18 protein-coding genes are annotated in these 17924 nt (G+C 31.4%); 10 read left to right on the top strand and 8 right to left on the bottom strand.

Going from position 1 to position 17924, the window contains the following annotated elements; translation table 11 throughout:
• Positions 1-342: 342 nt before the first annotated feature.
• From Q0807_RS14980 to Q0807_RS15000, 5 genes are all read right to left on the bottom strand, one after another.
• Positions 343-1599: a site-specific integrase gene (locus Q0807_RS14980; protein ID WP_299111185.1), complete on the bottom strand. Its 1257-nt coding sequence runs from the start codon at positions 1597-1599 to the stop codon at positions 343-345.
• A gap of 326 nt (positions 1600-1925) precedes the next feature.
• Entirely contained in the window at positions 1926-2093 is a 168-nt protein-coding gene (locus Q0807_RS14985) for a hypothetical protein (protein ID WP_299111188.1), read from the bottom strand.
• A 1451-nt stretch (positions 2094-3544) separates the two neighbouring features.
• Positions 3545-4471 carry a L,D-transpeptidase gene (locus tag Q0807_RS14990; protein WP_299111190.1) on the bottom strand — a complete coding sequence of 309 codons (927 nt, stop codon included), beginning with the start codon at positions 4469-4471 and terminating at the stop codon, positions 3545-3547.
• Positions 4468-5205, bottom strand: coding sequence for a peroxiredoxin (locus Q0807_RS14995; RefSeq protein ID WP_299111192.1), 738 nt, complete (start codon positions 5203-5205; stop codon positions 4468-4470). The genes Q0807_RS14990 and Q0807_RS14995 overlap by 4 nt, the downstream gene beginning before the upstream one ends.
• Positions 5206-5227: 22 nt before the next feature.
• Positions 5228-5470, bottom strand: coding sequence for a heavy-metal-associated domain-containing protein (locus tag Q0807_RS15000; protein ID WP_299111194.1), 243 nt, complete (start codon positions 5468-5470; stop codon positions 5228-5230).
• Between the two features lie 121 nt (positions 5471-5591).
• Between Q0807_RS15000 and Q0807_RS15005 the strand changes: the two genes are divergently transcribed.
• Genes Q0807_RS15005 through Q0807_RS15020 form a run of 4 tightly spaced genes read left to right on the top strand, consistent with a single transcriptional unit; the run spans position 5592 to position 8684 of the window.
• A complete protein-coding gene (locus tag Q0807_RS15005) occupies positions 5592-6374 on the top strand; it encodes an ABC transporter permease (protein WP_299111196.1) in 783 nt (260 codons plus the stop codon).
• The gene (locus Q0807_RS15010) at positions 6371-7132 is read left to right on the top strand and encodes an ABC transporter ATP-binding protein (RefSeq protein WP_299111198.1); all 762 of its coding nucleotides are present in this window, start codon (positions 6371-6373) and stop codon (positions 7130-7132) included. Before Q0807_RS15005 ends, Q0807_RS15010 begins: the two co-directional genes overlap by 4 nt.
• A 39-nt stretch (positions 7133-7171) precedes the next feature.
• A complete protein-coding gene (locus tag Q0807_RS15015; protein ID WP_299111200.1) occupies positions 7172-8161 on the top strand; it encodes an MlaD family protein in 990 nt (329 codons plus the stop codon).
• Between the two features lie 34 nt (positions 8162-8195).
• A complete protein-coding gene (locus tag Q0807_RS15020; protein WP_299111202.1) occupies positions 8196-8684 on the top strand; it encodes a hypothetical protein in 489 nt (162 codons plus the stop codon).
• A gap of 562 nt (positions 8685-9246) precedes the next feature.
• Here the strand turns inward: Q0807_RS15020 and Q0807_RS15025 are convergent.
• From Q0807_RS15025 to Q0807_RS15035, 3 genes are read right to left on the bottom strand one after another with little or no spacing between them, the layout of a single operon-like run.
• Positions 9247-9882 (bottom strand): hypothetical protein, encoded by a 636-nt coding sequence (locus tag Q0807_RS15025; RefSeq protein ID WP_299111204.1) that lies wholly within the window; start codon positions 9880-9882, stop codon positions 9247-9249.
• Positions 9883-9930: 48 nt separating this feature from the next.
• Positions 9931-10227 (bottom strand): hypothetical protein, encoded by a 297-nt coding sequence (locus Q0807_RS15030; protein WP_299111207.1) that lies wholly within the window; start codon positions 10225-10227, stop codon positions 9931-9933.
• A gap of 25 nt (positions 10228-10252) precedes the next feature.
• On the bottom strand, positions 10253-11125 hold the full coding sequence (locus Q0807_RS15035) for a universal stress protein (protein ID WP_299111209.1): 873 nt from the start codon (positions 11123-11125) through the stop codon (positions 10253-10255).
• 265 nt (positions 11126-11390) lie between these two features.
• On the opposite strand from Q0807_RS15035, the gene Q0807_RS15040 reads away from it, so the two are divergent.
• The 6 genes from Q0807_RS15040 to Q0807_RS15065 all read left to right on the top strand — a co-directional run bounded on the left by Q0807_RS15040 (position 11391) and on the right by Q0807_RS15065 (position 17912).
• On the top strand, positions 11391-12830 hold the full coding sequence (locus Q0807_RS15040) for a PAS domain S-box protein (RefSeq protein ID WP_299111211.1): 1440 nt from the start codon (positions 11391-11393) through the stop codon (positions 12828-12830).
• A 69-nt stretch (positions 12831-12899) separates the two neighbouring features.
• The gene (locus Q0807_RS15045) at positions 12900-14042 is read left to right on the top strand and encodes a saccharopine dehydrogenase C-terminal domain-containing protein (RefSeq protein ID WP_299111213.1); all 1143 of its coding nucleotides are present in this window, start codon (positions 12900-12902) and stop codon (positions 14040-14042) included.
• Between the two features lie 195 nt (positions 14043-14237).
• On the top strand, positions 14238-15458 hold the full coding sequence (locus tag Q0807_RS15050) for an efflux RND transporter periplasmic adaptor subunit (RefSeq protein ID WP_299111216.1): 1221 nt from the start codon (positions 14238-14240) through the stop codon (positions 15456-15458).
• A 2-nt stretch (positions 15459-15460) separates the two neighbouring features.
• Entirely contained in the window at positions 15461-16216 is a 756-nt protein-coding gene (locus Q0807_RS15055; RefSeq protein ID WP_299111217.1) for an ABC transporter ATP-binding protein, read from the top strand.
• 91 nt (positions 16217-16307) lie between these two features.
• Positions 16308-17528 (top strand): ABC transporter permease, encoded by a 1221-nt coding sequence (locus tag Q0807_RS15060; protein WP_299111219.1) that lies wholly within the window; start codon positions 16308-16310, stop codon positions 17526-17528.
• Between the two features lie 18 nt (positions 17529-17546).
• Positions 17547-17912, top strand: coding sequence for an arsenate reductase family protein (locus tag Q0807_RS15065; RefSeq protein WP_299111221.1), 366 nt, complete (start codon positions 17547-17549; stop codon positions 17910-17912).
• The last annotated feature ends 12 nt before the right edge of the window (positions 17913-17924 follow it).

Consider the following 17924-nt stretch of genomic DNA (forward strand, 5'->3'; position numbering starts at 1 on the left):
GAGAGAGGATTATCAATGTTGTCGAAGTCTTAAGCTTCACCGTGTATACTAATCTTATTTCTCTCTTTTGTTCTTTCTATTTATATCTTAAAATTAGTACTTTTATTAAAAATGCTAACTTAAGCCGTGTATAATTAATTGCTAGGTTCTAGCCTACCCTTGAAAATTCCTGCGGAATTTTCAAGGGTTCGTAAATGTTTGTTAACTTAGTTGCTTAACCACGCAACTAACCATACACAAAACCGTTACCTACAATTATGACCCGTCCTGAATAAAGGTTATATAATTCTAAACCTAAAAAATATACCAAAATATTCTATTATCATTACTGGTCTATATTTATTAACCTACTATAAGATCATTTGCTTCATCTAAAACTATATTTTCGAAACTTTTTAAATAAACCTCAGTTGTCCGAATAGACTGATGACCTAGCCCTTCGCTTATTAATTCAGTAGAAATCCCCATGTTTTTTGCAATAGTTGCCCAAGAATGTCTTATATAATAAGAAGTAATTTTTTCTTCGATATTTGCATCTTTCGCAATCTTCTTTAATAATTTATTGACTAATCTTCTATCTGACCGATATTTTTTAAATGTTTCAACAGAACCGTCATAACCTATTGGAAAAATAAAGTCATTTGGATCCTTATCCTGAGTATACTTCTTAAGTATTTCAGAAAATTCTGTGGTAATTCTAATTGATAACGGATCGTTGGTTTTACTTCTGCCATAAAATATTCTATTTCCTTTTATATCACCTAATTTCAATTTAGCAAGATCAATTAAATTCATACCCCTACAGTTAAACATGGCTAAGAAATAATTTCTTGTATGCCAAAGACTACTGTTTTCTTCATATTTCAAATTTCGAATAGCAATTATTTTTTCTTTAGACAATGCCTTTTTTTTTGTTCTTGTTGTAGATGGAATTTTATAACTAGAAAAAGGATGTTTAAATGGTATAAATACATCTTCTTTAATGGCACTATTATAAATAGCTCTAATTGCTCTAGCGTATGAACTTATACAATTTTTAGAATTTCCTTTTGATAAATGTTCTATCTCAAAATCAGTTAAAAAAGTTACTGTAATCTGATGAAACTTTACAGGGGAATTATTATTGAATTTCTCAAAAGCTGTTATTGCATTTTTGTACCAATTGGCAGTAGCTGGCTTGTTAGATTTCAGTTTTCGATTTATTAAAACTCTACCCCATTCCTCAAGGGTAATTTCATTAGACAGATCTTTCTTAATCTTTGAATCTAATTTATCATCCCATATTTTTTTAATATTCTCGACTAGTCTATCAACTGTTATCTGATTAAGGGTGTCTCCAAGTTCATTGATCAAAGACTTTGCTGAATGAAGTTTTTCATATAACGCTTTATTAATCTGATCACAATCCAAATTCTTATTTACTGAAACGGATTTTTTCATTGTCATGTTATTTGCATCCCATCCAGCTTTAGAAGTCTTGTAAGGAAGACGAATCATTCTAGGTCCTTTATGAAAAACTCTAACTACGATTGGAAACAACCCTTCATTCGCAGTTTTTGACTTAGCTCTGGTATCTAAAATTAATTTTGCTCGTGCCATTTCTCAGTAATTTTAGATATAAAGTTAGCAAAAATTACGCACACTTTACGCACACTTTTGTTTGAGTACAATTCATATCAAACAATCTCAAAACCAATTAAACTTCACAAAATCAGATATTTAACAATAATATTACGTGTGAAAACAGTCGATTTTTTGGCCTGCAGAGCGGAAAGGGTTAACGGAATGAAGCGTCAAAAGTAGGGATTAGCTTCAAGACCTTTTTTAATGAAGGTCTTTTATCGGAATGAAGATTTTTGCGGAATGTAGCGAAATGTGCTGAATGGATTGATAATATAATCTTCTCCTGTAAACTAAACATTATTTTAAAACAACTTTACTTGAATATCCAAAATACCATCGTCTTTTGAAACTTTATTCTTTTTAAAAATGACTTTTAGAGCTTTTCGTCGTTTCTCATAAATCCATTTTCTAAGATTATTCAACATACCCATTTCATAATCCGAAAGTTCTTCTTGTGCTATTTCAATCATAATTTCTAATTGGTCTTTTCTTTTAGTCTACATTGCATATTGAAACACTAGTCATGCCATGTGTAAATGTTTGCCCATTCTGTTTACATGGGTCCTTCAAAGGTAATTAAGTATAATATAGGCTAAAGTCTCAATAAGTGATGCCATTCTATCTCCAGTCATTGAGCTAGCTATTCGTGATAATTGTATTCTTCTGAGTATGTCTTTTGGTATGGTATTTTCCATTCCAATTTAAAAACGGTTATATGACTTATAATGCAATCCATAAAATCGAAGACGAAATCGAACTGAACTACTTTTAAATTTTCCCTGATGTGAGATTTTAAATTAAACGTTATCTAATAATACTTGATAATTCGCAGGATACTTATCTCTTCACTAAACCAAATGACTTTCTCCACTATCGGCATCGTAATTTTCACTATATAATTGATAATACTTTCAACTTCTTGTACTGACATATTGGGTTTTTCAGATACTTGCTTCATGATACTTAGTTTTTTTTGATTAAACAATATTTGAGCAGTCTCTATACGAAAGCTAGAATTACAGCATAAAAGGAAGCGGAATAAATAAGTATTTGATGATACATAAGCTTTATGTCGTGATCTTTTATAGGGGGTATTTTACGAGTTTATCTTTGTGCTGATATTGATTAAATACTTTCTACTTATCTTTTTTTTATAAAGGACTATATAAAAAAATAAGAACCAGCACAAATCTGCCCCTTACTTACAACAACAAAAGCTAATCGTTTAACTCTTGAATTTTCTTATCAAAATTTCCTATACACTCTTTCAAACGTGCTTCACGCTTGTTTATCTCTTCTGCATATTTCTTTTCAATATTGGCAATTTTGGTTTTAATACCCTTGCATCGAATTGTCGAATTAAATATAAGAAAGGCACCATTTCATCTACCGAAATTGATTTTTTATTTTCGATATAATCGGTTTGACGAATCATCTAAACCTAACTTCAAATTACTTGCTATTCTCAATATGCCTCTTACGGGTTTCTCTTTCGTTGATTTTAACGTTCAGTTTTCAGCTCACATTCAGAATAGTCGTAACGTTAGTATTCTTTCATAATTGCTTCTATAGTAGGTTTAATCGGAACTTCAATTATTTCAATATTATTCAGAAGGTAGACTTTCAATCCACTTTTTTCCAATTACGGTATAGTTAGCTAGTTATTGTCGTCAACTACCCAATATTTGCGAATTTCAAGAATCAACAGTATTTTTTTTAAACTGATATACATAATTTCAGTTGTGGCATCGACTTTGCAACTTTGGTCCTGCACCATTTACCTTCTAAAATCCGTAACATATATTAGTTGTTTACAGGCCCACATTTAACGTTTGAAGAAATAGCATTTTTAAGAAATAATACTCTTGAAGAAATTAAACAATTATTGAATGAAGCTGAAAAGAGTTACAAATTAGTTTATTTAATAGATATCCTTTAAGGTAATAATATCGCCCATTTCATTAACGACACTCAAATCGTATCGAATATTTATCTTGGTGTTGATAGGTGCATAAAAATAAATAACCCAAGCATCGGCTTCCTTAACACCAATACAGCCATTAGAATAAGCTTTCCCTAAGGTTCTAGGATTAGTAGTCGGATGAATAAGCTGTCCGTAGCGTAGCCCGTTTATTTCTGTCTCTATAAATGGAATTTGGGGCAATTTGGTCACTTTCCCATCATCTCGTTTGGTTACAAAATATTGATGATTATTTACCGGATTTACATATCTGGGATTACGCACATGATTAATAATAAACCCCTTTCCTGTTTTTGTTTTTAAATCCTGAATTCTTCCTGACATTTCTAAATATTTCTTCTCATCTCTACCAACTCGGATAGGAAATTCAAAAAGCTGAACTGAGTCCTCATAAATGCGAAGTTTAAATTCAGGGATATTGATATCTATCGTTGTGTTTTCAAATGAATTCAATATTTTTTTAGCTTTCATAGAATCTGGAATTACAATTGTATTTCCCATCGGTAAGGCTATCATCTTTTTTTGATTATAAACAAAAGAATCCTTTGCCATCATCCGGTAATAATCCGTGTTTTGAAGAGTATCTATAATCCAAGGATTAGCTCTTACTAAAAGATGTTCGTTTAAATTATAAGTTGTTAAAGGTTGAAATTTTTTAACAATAGAATCTAAATAGTTGAAGTAATTCTCAATTAACACCTCTTTCTGTACAACTACTTTTTTTGCTGAAATGGATTTTGAGAAAATTTCAGTATTTGCCAAATTTAAAGACAAATTAAGAACCTCATCTTTTGAACTGTACGGTTTTAGTGCAAACAATAAGATAATAGTAATGGATATAACTAAAAACATCACAAGTTTTTTCATCTTGCAAGGAGTTTAGGTTTCTTAAGAATTTTATCTAACACCTCATCTTTGCCTAATGGTTTTGTGCAAAAGAACCAATCTTTACAGTTTAATTCATCTGTAGATGTCATTCGTTCTTCTGCACCACCACAAGAACCTGCTGGCGAAATGATAACATCATCACCAGGAATCCAATCAGCAGGTGTAGCCACTTCAAATTTATCTGAAGTTTGCATCGCAATTAAACCGCGATAGATTTCATCGAAGTTTCTACCAAGACTTAACGGATAATAAATAATCGCTCTAATCATGCTTTTAGGATCTATAAAAAACACCGCCCTAACCGCTTGTGTTTTACTTTCGCCAGGCTGAATCATACCATATTTTTTGGCGACTTCCATAGTGATGTCTTCAATTAATGGAAATTTGACTTCAATGTTTTTCATTCCATTAAATTCAATTTTTTCCTTAATAGTTCGCAACCATGCAATATGGCTGTATAAACCATCTATTGAAAGTCCTACCAATTTACAATTGGCCTTATCAAACTTATCTTCTAGATAAGCAAAAGTTATAAACTCACTTGTACAAACCGGTGTAAAATCTACCGGATGGCTAAATAAAATAACCCATTCGCCTTTATAATCTGAAGGGAAATTAATATCACCTTGTGTTGTTACCGCCTTAAAATCTGGTGCTTTATCCCCAATTCTTGGCATTGATATTATTTGCTCATGATCTTGTAGTGTTTCCATAATTTTTATTTTTAAACTCTAACTATAGCACATTTACTTTGGATTGTTCTTTTGTTTTTAAATTATTATCTGCTCCGACAATTGGATAACCAATAGCAGAAAGCACATGTTTAGCTTTTTCAAAATCGTGCTTGGTATGATAATCAAACGAGACCGTTTCATCATCCTGCGCAACTTTTACTTCGCTGATATTTTTAATCTCAGAAAGTCTCTTAATAATAGTGTTTTCACAACCACGACATTTTAAGTTTTGTATATGAACCATAGTTCTCATATTGATTTTTGCTTTCACTAAAATTAGTTGGAATAAGGTTCATGTAAAATGACTTATATCATTTTGTAAAATACATCATTCCAATATATTTGGTTACACTCTTAAACAAAGCATGTCTGGAAATTCTAAAATTAAAGATCGATTACATATGTTCTTAATTGAACTAGGCGACTTATCGTTTTTTACGGGTCGTTTTTTTAAAGAAATAGTTAAGCGACCTTTAGAAACAAAAGAGTTGCTGCGCCAATGCTATAATATGGGCAATCGTTCATTAGTATTGATTGGTATAACTTGTTTTATTATAGGTTTGGTCTTGGATTTGCAGACGCGGCCCACATTAATGCAATTTGGTGCTGTGTCTTGGATGCCATCCATGGTTAGTATTTCCATCGTAAGAGAAATTGGACCTATTATTACTGCTTTGGTTTGTGCTGGTAAAATTGGCTCTGGTATAGGTGCCGAATTGGGGTCAATGCGCGTTACCGAACAAATTGATGCTATGGAAGTTTCTGGGACTAACCCTTTTAAATACCTTGTTGTAACACGTGTACTAGCAGTTACTTTAATGCTGCCTTTATTAGTAATTATTGGTGATGCCATTGGGCTGTTTGGTTCTTTTTTAGTTGAAAATATAAAAGGTAACGTGTCTTTTATACTTTATTTTAATCAAGTTTTTGATTCTATTGAATTTGGCGACATCATTCCTGCGACTATTAAATCTTTCTTTTTTGGTTTGGCTATCGGAATTGTGGGATGTTACAAAGGTTATTATTGCACTAAAGGTACCGAAGGTGTTGGTAAAGCTGCTAACTCTGCCGTAGTGGTTAGTTCTTTATTGCTATTTATTATCGATTTTATTGCTGTGTTTGTAACAGATATTTTTTACGATTTATGAAAGACAACAAAAACATATCAAATCCAGAAATAGTGCTTCAAATTAGGGACTTACACAAAAGCTTTGGAGATAATCATGTGCTAAATGGCTTTAATATGCAACTTCATAAAGGTGAAAACCTAGTCATCATGGGAAAATCTGGCTCAGGCAAATCAGTAATGATAAAATGTTTGGTGGGTTTAATGGAAGCTGATAGTGGCTCTATTACAGTTATGAACAAAGACATAACCAAATTAACTCAAAAGGCTTTAGATATTTTAAGAGCAGATATTGGATTCCTGTTTCAAGGTAGTGCGCTATACGATTCTATGACTGTTCGTGAAAATTTAGAATTTCCTCTAAGGCATCACACCAAAAAAATCACAAAAGACTCTAGTACCGAAACACTTGTTCTGGAAGCTTTAACTAACGTTGGTTTAGCTCACGCCATAGATTTAATGCCTTCCGAATTATCTGGTGGTATGAAACGTCGTGTGGCTTTGGCAAGAACCTTAATTCTAAAACCAAAAATTATTCTCTATGATGAACCCACTAGTGGACTAGACCCTATTACAGCAAAAGAGATTATCATTCTTATGCAAGATATTCAGAAAAAATATAACACGTCTTCACTCATTATAACCCATGATGTGGATTGTGCTCGTGTTATTTCACATCGAATGCTATTGCTTATTGACGGTATCGATTATGCTGTTGGCACATTTACTGAATTATCAACGTCTGCTGACCCAAAGATTAAAGCCTTTTTTAAACATTAATGTTTACCTTTTACAAAGGAATAAACAAAATTAGATGCCATGAAAAACACAAACTCACAAAAACTACGATTAGGATCTTTTGTCCTCATTGGCACCATTCTTTTTATTGTTGGTGTTTACTTAATAGGGCAACGCCAAGAGATGTTTATAAAGACCTTTACTTTGAGTTCCTATTTTCAAAATGTCAATGGTTTGCAAAAAGGAAATAATGTACGCTATGCTGGTATTGATATTGGTACGGTTAAAAATATCGAAATGATAAACGATTCTACAATAAAAGTAGACATGGCTATTGAGGAAAAGATACTTTCTCATATCAAGAAAAATGCTATTGCCACCATTGGATCCGATGGATTGGTTGGTAATATGATTGTAAATATTGTTCCAGGGAAAGGAGCTTCTGAGATTATAGAAAATGAAGATATTATAGAATCTTACAGCAAAATTGGAACTGACGATATTTTGAATACTCTTAATACAAGTTCTGAAAACGCTGCTATTCTGACTTCAGATTTATTAAAAATCACCAACCGTATTACAAAAGGAAAAGGCACTTTTGGAGTTCTTCTCAATGACACTATTATGGCACAAGATTTAAAACAATCTATAAATAATCTAAAAATAGCAAGTCGTGGTGCTTCTCATACTATTGCAGAATTAAATACTATTGTTTCTTCAGTAAAAACTGATGATAACACCGTTTTAGGAATGTTACTGAATGATTCTATTTCTACTAGAAAACTAAAAACTATTGTAACTAATCTTGAGACATCGAGTACTGAAATTGAGACTTTATTAAACAATGCAAATATGGTTGTAAATGATTTTAATTCTAGCGATGGAACTTATAATTACATCGTAAAGGATACCGCTTTAGTTAATGGCTTAAAATCTACACTTAAAAATATAAACGAAGGCACTGATAAATTCAATCAAAATATGGAAGCCTTAAAGCATAACTTTTTAACTCGTGGTTATTTCAGAAAATTAGAGCGACAAGAGAAAAAAGAGGTTAAAAAGAAAGAATAGTAGTTACATGTCCAACTTTAGAATAGTACAAAAAATGAAAATAGAACACTTAGAAGAACACGTCAAGGATTATAAGGTATCCATTAAAACTGTAGTTGATAAAAAAACGGTTTGGCAAACCAAGACCAAATCACTAATTATTACGACACTCAATGCAGTTTGCAAGAAATATGATATTGGCTGGAAAGTACAAGAACTCAATTGGATTGGTACTAACGAAGCCGTAAACATAACGTTTGATTCTTTCCCAAAAGAACTCATTGATTGTACTAACCAAATACCAGCTTATCAATTTATACAAGGTGGTGCATTGGTATTTTCACAATCATATAGTGGCGATGTACACATGTTCATATTATTTCCTTATGTAGAACAAATCCCAATAGAAAATAGTAGTGTTGAACTAGAAATACATGCACCTGATGAGATTACAGAAAAATTGATAATTGAAAAAGTTGATGAATTTCTAAAAGAAATGATTAGCTGGGAAGTCCCTTCTACTAAAAAGAAATTGGGATATTAATTGATAACTGATACATTATATTCGATATCAATAATCTCTAATTTGAACCATTGAAAATATTCATTTTTAAGCTTCCAAATGACTTTACTTTTGTTCGGAATTATAGCTCCTTTATTTGGTCTGTGTTCTTAGTTAAGAATAACCCATTTTTTTTAAGTTGAGCATGATTTTTCCCACCAGAATAACGGAAGGCTTCAAAGGATGGCAACGTTACATTTTTATTAAAATTAAATAGCCCTGAAACACCTTTGTTATTTATACTCAATATCACTTTTCTAGAAGTAGTATCTATAATTTACCAATGCAAATAATCTTTTAGTACAGCTCGAGTAAACCAATATAATTCTGCTAAAGTTTACAAGTTATGCTAACTTATTAGTTATTAACCTGGCCAATCAAAGGCGATTATAGATAGATTATTTCTTTTTCTTAAAAGGAAAATAATTATATACAAAAAATACCAAACATAAAGTTTAAATTAATCTCTTACTCTACAAAAACCATCAATATTTATAACCATTCTATAAATGAAATGATTGTTTTTATTCAAAAAAAATATTTTTTATAATTTATCAGGTATTATTTGTTCTTTTTCTAATGACTTTATAATTGCTTTTACATATCTTGAAACAGAAGAATTAATTTTTTTAGGATCTACCAAATTATAAGATGCTACCCATACCAAGGATTTTTCTTCATTTGTTTTCAAATTATACAAAGAAGACTCAATGTGGTAAACTTTATATTTTTCATAATACCCCTCTGTAAGGTAAACATCTTGATATAGAAAATAATAAAGACCAAAACCTCGCCAATAATAATCCACAATATATTTATCACCACTATATGATTCTTTTTCATTAACACCTTTAACTGCTGATATCAATATTGCATCAAAACCATCGTTAGTAAGTTTTACTATTTCATTTTGAATATCTTCTTCTGTTTGCTTTAAACTTGTAAACGTTGGTTTAAATACATTATAGCTTTCAATAGCTTCTATACCTCTATTTTTAAGTTTTGTTTTTAATTGTTCTTCAAATATTTTTCTGGCTGTTAAATTATCCGTTAATCCAACAACTAAAACTTTTTTAGGATGAGAAATAATAAGCTCTTTATCAACCCAAGTATCTGTCATCTTAACAGATGAACAACTCACTAAAATCAATGTAATAATAACATATATAATTGCTTTCATAATTTTTAATAATTAAGTTACATTATTTTTCATTTTTAAAAATTCTCATTACATATCCATAAAAAAATCAGGACAATAAACAGGAATAATTAAAAACACAAACACTAAAAACATTACAGCCCAAAGCATCCACATTAAAAGTGGAAATGTAATCAACTTACCATTTGTAGAAGGTGGATGAATAGAATGAGCAATCAATCCATGGATACCAAAACTAAATACCAAAAATGTTAGTGAAGAAGCAATAATCAATAAACTATTTGAATACGAGTCTTTTACAATAAAAAGACTAATCCATAGTACTATGGCTATTACAATTACTATTCTATATACTCGTCTTGTCATCGTTCAAATAATTTAAATTAATCACTTATTCTAAATGAAATATGCCGTAATTCTTTGCATTGAAGCTTAGTAAAGGTATTTTACCATAAGATTCTATTCGTTTTACTAAATCACGATGAAATACCTTCGAGGTTATTCCTTTATCCTCACGTTCTAGCATTGCTATTAGGTCTGCGTTAGAATTTCTGTAGTAACTTTTTAGCGCTTTAAAAGTATCATCTGCATATAAAATATCCAACTTTAGATTGTCATAATTAATATGTTTTTGTAGTTTTTCTTTCAATTCTTCTTGTTGCTTTTTCAGAACAGTTTCTTCTGATGACGAAAAATGAACAACACTAATTTTAGCATTAAAAGGTTTAGCTATTTCGGCTAACTTAGCTAATGCACCAAAATCTTCTTCTTCAAAATCTGTTGCATATACAATAGTTTCAATTTCTATTTTTACAGAATCACTAGGAATTGCTAAAACAGGACAAGGAGCTTTTTTAATTAGCTTTTTAGCGATACTACCCATAATCAATTCACGTAATTTACTAGAGCCTTTCATTCCGGTAACTATAAACAAAGCATCCACTTTATTCGCTTTGTTTACTATACCATTTACTACAGACCTATCCTCTATAGCCTCTATTGTAATATTTAAAGTGGCTGTATCCTTTTTTAAAACACGGTTACAAAACGTATGAAGCTTTCTGTTGTGAATTTTAAAAGCATGGCCTTCAATATCAGGAAATGGAGCTTCAGGATTTAAGGTGATATCATCAAAAAAAGTGGGATAATCAAAAACATGAATTACCAATAATTTAGCCTCTAATTTTATGCTCATATTATAAGCAAATTTTAAAGCTAGTTCGGAGTTTTCAGAATAATCAGTAGCGTATAAAATAGTTTTCATGGCAATACTAATATTGATTTAAAACCAAATTTACATTCCTAACTTTACTTAGTAAATGACCTAGATCATTTACTAAAAAAAGAAACCATTCTATCTTTACTTCTTAACATTAAAAATTATAAATCATTTCTATTAAGAGATAAAAATAACTGCATTTTCAACTAACAAAACACTATTAAACAATTGACAATAGATATACTAAAATAATTATAACAATTCCAGAAAAATTAGAGTGTTCACTATTTGCTAACTTAAATACAAGGAAATGAAAGTCTCGATTGAAAGAAAAATTTTAATAGGCTATGTGATTAACATAATTGTAATTATAGCACTTGGACTAATATATTGGAGACAACTCCCCTTATCTACCAGTAAATTATGGCATTGGGTATCATTGTCTTTAATTGTGTTTTCCCTAGGAATGTTAACCACCGTTTTTTTTATTCTGAACGCACAACTTAAAGCAAAAATGCAGTCTGAACAAGAATTACACAAAAATAAAAACTTACTACAATCTATTATTGATAACACTACAAACGCTATTTCGGTAAAAAAAATTAATGGTGAATACTTATTAGTTAACAAACAATATCAATCCCTATTTGAAGACAAAGAAGCAGATTTAATAGGAAAAACAAATGCAGATTTTTTACCAAAAGACATTGCGGATAGCTATAGAAGTGCAGATTTGGATGTTGTTAAAGCAGGAAAAGACATTCAAGTGGAAGAACTTATAGAAACACCGGAAGGTACGCATACCTTTTTATCAGTTAAGTTCCCTTTAAAAGATACTTCAAACCGTGTGTATGCTATCGGAACCATTTCTACAAATATAACTGAAAGAAAAAACCTCTCAGAATCCCTAAAAGCTGCCGATGCTTTTTTTAATATGTCTATAGATAGTTTGGTTGTTGCGTCACAAGATAAATTCATAAAAATAAACCCATCTTTAAGTAAACTGTTAGGCTACAGCAATGAAGAGCTCTTAAGTAAACCATATAAATCTTTTATTTTTCCAGAAGACGTTGCCTCTACGGAAGAAGAAATAAAAAAACTAAAAAAAGGAACAAACCTAATAAATTTTAAAAATCGTTGGTTATGCAAAGATGGCTCAGTTAAATGGTTGTCATGGAATGCGGCAGCAGATAAAACCACAGGGACATTATACGCTATTGTTACAGATATTACTGAAAAACTAAAGCTTGAAGATGAAAAAGAAAACACATTAAATGCTCTTTATCAAAGTCAACAACAATTAAATATGATTATTGAAAATATTAATGATGGAGTACTTGTTGCAAATGCCAACAAAGAAGTGATATTAGCCAACGATGTTGCCAACGCCCTTTTTGAAATAGAAGATGATTCTAAAATTTCTATAAATTTTTCTGACCATTTTAAAGTGCTGTTTCCAGACGAAAAAAAAATATTTCCAGCTCAAAACCTTCCTGCAGAACGTGCTTTAAATGGCGAAATCACAGAAAACGTAGATGTAATATTAAAAAATTTAGAAACCAATGAAATGCGCAGGGTTTTATTAAGCGGCAGACCCATAATTGATAATGAAAATCATATAGTTGCTATAGTTGTAACTATAAAAGACATTAGTAGATATAAAAAACTAGAAGAGGAATTGGAACAAAAGAAACTAGATTCTAGACCTAAGATTGGCTTTAAGAATACAAAGCGAAAAAAGGTAAAATAACACTTACAAAATTATACATGTTGCTCTAACTAAACTTCAAATAACAATTAAAAAAGAAGATATTAACACATGAAAAAACACCATACTATTATAATAGCTGGAGCAGGTGGCATTGCCCAGGCCGTGGCACTAATACTTGCAGAATGGAGTAAAGTGCCGCCAACAATTTACATAGGGAATAGAACACTTTCTAAAGCAAAAAAACTAGTCCAATGGATTGAAAATGGCATTACCAAATCTTGTATTTTGATACCCTTTCATATTTCTGAAGAAGGTCTTACTAAAGAAATGAAAGGTGTATTTAATAAGGGAGAAATCATTCTAGATTGTTTACCTGGAACCCAAGCACCAAAAATGGCAGGTTATGCCAAAGATTATAATATGCATTATGCTAACCTCACCGAATATATTGCAGAAACCCAACAAATCATAAAATTAGCAAAAAATGCAACTACAGGTTTTATACTACAATCAGGTCTTGCACCTGGCTATATTAATGTATTGGCAAATCATCTTTTTCTAGAATTCTGTAAAGACTACCAAGTACATAAAGTTGACAAGTTAGAATTTAAAGTAGGTGCACTTACAAAAAATGCTGTTGCCCCTCATTATTATGGCTTCACTTGGAGTCCTGTGGGTGTTGCTACAGAATATATAAAAAATGCTGAAGTGATTCGTAATTTCAAGAAAGCAAGACTTCCTTCATTAACCGAAAGAGCTACAATAATAATTGATGGAATTACTTATGAAGACGATTTAACATCTGGAGGTGCTGCTAATTTACCAGATGCTTTAGCCGGAAAAGTCAATATACTAGACTATAAAACCTTAAGACACCCAGGTCACTACGCTTGGATACAAGAACAAATTAATAAGCTAGACACCATTGAAAAACCTATTGAAGCCTTACAGCAAATTATGGAAAAACAAATTCCACATATTGAAAATGACCAAATCATACTATATGCTGCAGTGCAAGGTAAAGACAAAAATAGCATATTAAGAAGACGAGAAATTTCAAAGCAAATTTTACCACAAAAAGTGGGCAAGCATCAATTACGAGCTATCCAAACAACTACTGCAACACCTATAATACAGTGCGCACAGATGTTACTTGAATCTCGGTACAAAGGAACTGTTTTACAAAGTGATATTGACCCAAAGTCTTTTTTAAACGGAAACTTTATAGTTCCTATTTATGGTAATATATAAATAAATCTCATTAGTAATATGATTTTTTTGGTTCGCAGTTTACCTCAAAAAATCATTAAACATTTTTCAATAGACATATTTTTTAAATACCTATTAGTTTTACTAATGTTTACAATATAGATTCTATGCAAACTGATTCAAATCATAGTTTATCTTAAGATATTGAGATAATTTTAGTACAGAAAACAGATTAGAATGAAAAGGTCAAAATGGCTCATACTCGGAATTATAGTTATCGTTGTAATCGGCTATTTTATTCTAAAGCCAACGCTTAACAGCAAAAAACTAGACTATACTTATACTGCTATAGAAAAAGGAAATATTGAGGCAGATGTATCAAGTACAGGAACGGTAGAAGCCATAAACACCGTTGAAATTGGTACTCAAATATCTGGAACTATCACAAAGATTTATGTAGATTATAATGATAAGGTTAATGCAGGACAAGTTTTAGCTGAAATGGATTTAAAATTACTGAACACTAATCTGCATAGCGCAGAGGCTAATGTAGCTGTTAGCCAAGCACAACTAAATCAGGTTAAAGATGAATATGAACGAAATAAAAAATTATATAATAAAGGTGTTATTTCAAATAAAGAGTATACCAATTCAAAATACGCATACAACCAAGCTGTTAGTGCAAAAAAAGCTGCAATGGCTTCTGTAAAAAACATAAAAGTAAGCATTGGCTTTGCACATATTACGTCACCTATAAGTGGTACCGTAACAGAACGTAGTGTTGAAGAAGGACAAACCGTAGCTGCATCTTTTGCTACACCTACCATGTTTATTATTGCTGAAGATTTATCTAAAATGCAAATTCTAGCCGATGTCGATGAAAGCGATATTGGTTATATAAAAGATAGCATGCAAGTACGTTTCACAGTACAAACTTATCCAGAAAAAGAATTTTATGGCATTGTAAACCAAATACGATTACAGCCTATTGAAATAAATAATGTGGTTAATTACCAAGTTGTCGTTTCTGTTGATAATAAGAAAGGATTACTGTTACCAGGTATGACCGCTAATCTAGAATTTATTACAGCAGCTGCAAAGGATGTATTTTTAATAAATAATTCGGCATTACGATTTAGACCCAACGAAGCCATGCTAGAAGAAATTAAACCATTATTGGAAGAAAAAGGAAATACAATGCTTCCAGATTCACTCAAACAAAAATTTAACAAAGCAATTAATAATGTTGATATATATACACCAGCAAATTTTAAGAAAAATCTACCTAACCACATTGATGGCTTCTTTTATAAGAATGAAAGAGAAACACTAGATTTCAAATTTATAGAAATAGGAATTAAAACTGGTTTACAATCTGAAATTAAAAGATTTCTTGATGGTTCTGAAATATCAGAAAATATCAAAGCCATTAATGGTATCAAGTCTAAAGAGAAATAGTTATGCCTTTAAAAAAAGTCATAGAAACAAAAAAAATAAGTCGTATTTTCAAAAATGGAGATATAGAAGTCCATGCGCTTACTGATATTGATTTGGTTATTGAAGAAGGAGAATTTGTGGCTATTATGGGAGCATCAGGTTCAGGTAAATCTACTTTTTTAAATATTTTGGGTTGTTTAGACCAACCAACATCAGGAGACTATTATTTGGACGGTGTTCATGTAAATAAGTTGAGTAAAAACCAACTAGCAGATATCCGAAATCAAAAAATTGGATTCATTTTTCAGAGTTATAATCTTTTATCGCGTACAACCGCATTAGAAAATGTGGAATTGCCACTTGTTTACGATAGAACCGGGCGGTTTTCAAACTCAAAAGAATTAGCAACAAAAGCTTTAGGAGAAGTGGGTCTTGAGGACCGAATTTACCATAAAACCAACGAACTTTCTGGAGGTCAACAACAACGGGTTGCAATTGCAAGAGCACTAGTTAATGAACCTGCACTCATTCTTTCTGATGAAGCCACAGGAAATCTAGATAGTAAGACCAGTATAGAGGTCGCCGATTTATTTGTGCGACTTAACAATGAAGGAAAAACCATTTTAATGATTACCCACGAGCCAGAAATAGCCCAATTTGCAAAACGCATGATTTATATGAGAGATGGTCGTATACTAACCGATGAAATCATTAAAGATCGTAGCACTAAAGAAAGCGCATTAAAAGATTTGGAGTTAACCACAGAACCTAAAGAATAGATGAAACGAATAAACTAAAGGTTTTAACACCTAAGTAAATGATTATTAATGAGCAGCATGTGTCTTGTTAAAAAACAATAAATATAAACACATGAAACAGACATTAAAAATATTAAAGGTTGCTTTTCAGGCTATTAATAAAAATAGAACACGTAGTATTCTTACTATGTTGGGTATTATTATTGGCGTTGCAGCTGTAATTATGACCATTTCTGCAGGTGAAGGTGCTACAATGCAGGTTCAAAATCAAATTTCAGGCCTAGGAACTAATCTCTTAATGATACAAACTAAATCTGAGCATAAGGCAGGTATAAATGTGAGAATGGGTAAACCTATATATAAAAAAGACTTTGAAATATTACAAAAAAATGCCATTTATATGCCAAACTTGTCCCCTTTACTAGCCATTGGTGCACAAGCCATTGGGCCAGATGGTTACAAATCTACCATGGTTTATGGTGTTTCTTACGACTATTTTTATATCACAAGTAGAGAAATTCAATTAGGTAGTTTCTTTAGTGATGAAGATGTAAAAACTGCAAGAAAATTCTGCGTAATTGGACAAACTATACGAGAAGAGCTTTTTCCTGGGCAAGACCCTATTGGCAAGCAAATACGTATAGACAAAGTTCCCTTTACCGTTGTGGGTTTATTAAAAGAGGAAGGATCTGGTGGTATGGGACAAGATATGGACGATATAGTCTTGGCACCATATACAACAATACAAAACAGAATATTTGGAAATCGAAAAAGAGGTTATAATATGATTTTGGCAAGTGCCTTAAGTGAAGATCATATTGTGGATGCCAAAATAGAAGCAACAGAATTGCTTCGTGAGTCTCATAAAATTAAAGCGAACGATGAAGATGATTTTGAAATTATGACACAAATTGAGTTACAAGAAATTACAAGTAATATAACAGGAATTTTAACGCTATTATTGGGAGCTATTGCCAGTATTTCACTAATTGTTGGTGGTATTGGAATTATGAATATTATGCTTGTTTCTGTAACAGAACGTACAAGAGAAATAGGAACACGATTAGCTATTGGTGCTAGAGAGAGTGATATTCTTACGCAATTTTTAATTGAAGCGGTTGTATTGAGTTTGGCAGGTGGTGTTCTTGGGGTTGTACTTGGTGTGATTGGAAATCAAATTATTTATAAAGCAACTAACTTTTACATACCTACTGCTGCCTATTCCATATTAATAGGTTTTGGATTTGCTACATTGGTCGGAATTGTTTTTGGCTATTTTCCTGCTCGTAAAGCGGCAAAATTGAATCCTATTGATGCATTGAGATATGAATAATACTAAAATATTTTAATTATGGGAGAGATTGCAACATCAAACAGACAAATTACCTTGTTTTACAGCTCTAAATCTGTAAGAGCAAAACAAACTTTGGCATATGCCAAAGCCGAAGGATTACCTATTCTAGAAATAGATATTTTAAAAACACCTCTTACAGGAACACAAATCGCAGCATTGGCTGATAGATTACATATAGAAATAAAAGATTTAGTGAACCAAGAACATCGAGCTTATAAATCGCAATTTGAGCATCATGATTTTTCTTCAGTGGATTGGATAAAGACGAGACGGAACAATCCTGAAATCATGAAACACCCCATTGCATTGAGAGGCGACATAACCATATTGGTAGAAACACCTACGGATAGTATTAAAATATAATAAAAACATGCT

The sequence above is a fragment of the uncultured Winogradskyella sp. genome (genome assembly GCF_947495255.1).
Taxonomy (GTDB): Bacteria; Bacteroidota; Bacteroidia; order Flavobacteriales; family Flavobacteriaceae; genus Winogradskyella.

Bases quoted from the DNA above. Each gene is read 5' to 3' on its own strand.
- Q0807_RS14980 (WP_299111185.1), bottom strand. From the start codon at position 1,599: ATGGCACGAGCAAAATTAATTTTAGATACCAGAGCTAAGTCAAAAACT.
- Q0807_RS14985 (WP_299111188.1), bottom strand. From the start codon at position 2,093: ATGATTGAAATAGCACAAGAAGAACTTTCGGATTATGAAATGGGTATG.
- Q0807_RS14990 (WP_299111190.1), bottom strand. From the start codon at position 4,471: ATGAAAAAACTTGTGATGTTTTTAGTTATATCCATTACTATTATCTTA.
- Q0807_RS14995 (WP_299111192.1), bottom strand. From the start codon at position 5,205: ATGGAAACACTACAAGATCATGAGCAAATAATATCAATGCCAAGAATT.
- Q0807_RS15000 (WP_299111194.1), bottom strand. From the start codon at position 5,470: ATGGTTCATATACAAAACTTAAAATGTCGTGGTTGTGAAAACACTATT.
- Q0807_RS15005 (WP_299111196.1), top strand. From the start codon at position 5,592: ATGTCTGGAAATTCTAAAATTAAAGATCGATTACATATGTTCTTAATT.
- Q0807_RS15010 (WP_299111198.1), top strand. From the start codon at position 6,371: ATGAAAGACAACAAAAACATATCAAATCCAGAAATAGTGCTTCAAATT.
- Q0807_RS15015 (WP_299111200.1), top strand. From the start codon at position 7,172: ATGAAAAACACAAACTCACAAAAACTACGATTAGGATCTTTTGTCCTC.
- Q0807_RS15020 (WP_299111202.1), top strand. From the start codon at position 8,196: ATGAAAATAGAACACTTAGAAGAACACGTCAAGGATTATAAGGTATCC.
- Q0807_RS15025 (WP_299111204.1), bottom strand. From the start codon at position 9,882: ATGAAAGCAATTATATATGTTATTATTACATTGATTTTAGTGAGTTGT.
- Q0807_RS15030 (WP_299111207.1), bottom strand. From the start codon at position 10,227: ATGACAAGACGAGTATATAGAATAGTAATTGTAATAGCCATAGTACTA.
- Q0807_RS15035 (WP_299111209.1), bottom strand. From the start codon at position 11,125: ATGAAAACTATTTTATACGCTACTGATTATTCTGAAAACTCCGAACTA.
- Q0807_RS15040 (WP_299111211.1), top strand. From the start codon at position 11,391: ATGAAAGTCTCGATTGAAAGAAAAATTTTAATAGGCTATGTGATTAAC.
- Q0807_RS15045 (WP_299111213.1), top strand. From the start codon at position 12,900: ATGAAAAAACACCATACTATTATAATAGCTGGAGCAGGTGGCATTGCC.
- Q0807_RS15050 (WP_299111216.1), top strand. From the start codon at position 14,238: ATGAAAAGGTCAAAATGGCTCATACTCGGAATTATAGTTATCGTTGTA.
- Q0807_RS15055 (WP_299111217.1), top strand. From the start codon at position 15,461: ATGCCTTTAAAAAAAGTCATAGAAACAAAAAAAATAAGTCGTATTTTC.
- Q0807_RS15060 (WP_299111219.1), top strand. From the start codon at position 16,308: ATGAAACAGACATTAAAAATATTAAAGGTTGCTTTTCAGGCTATTAAT.
- Q0807_RS15065 (WP_299111221.1), top strand. From the start codon at position 17,547: ATGGGAGAGATTGCAACATCAAACAGACAAATTACCTTGTTTTACAGC.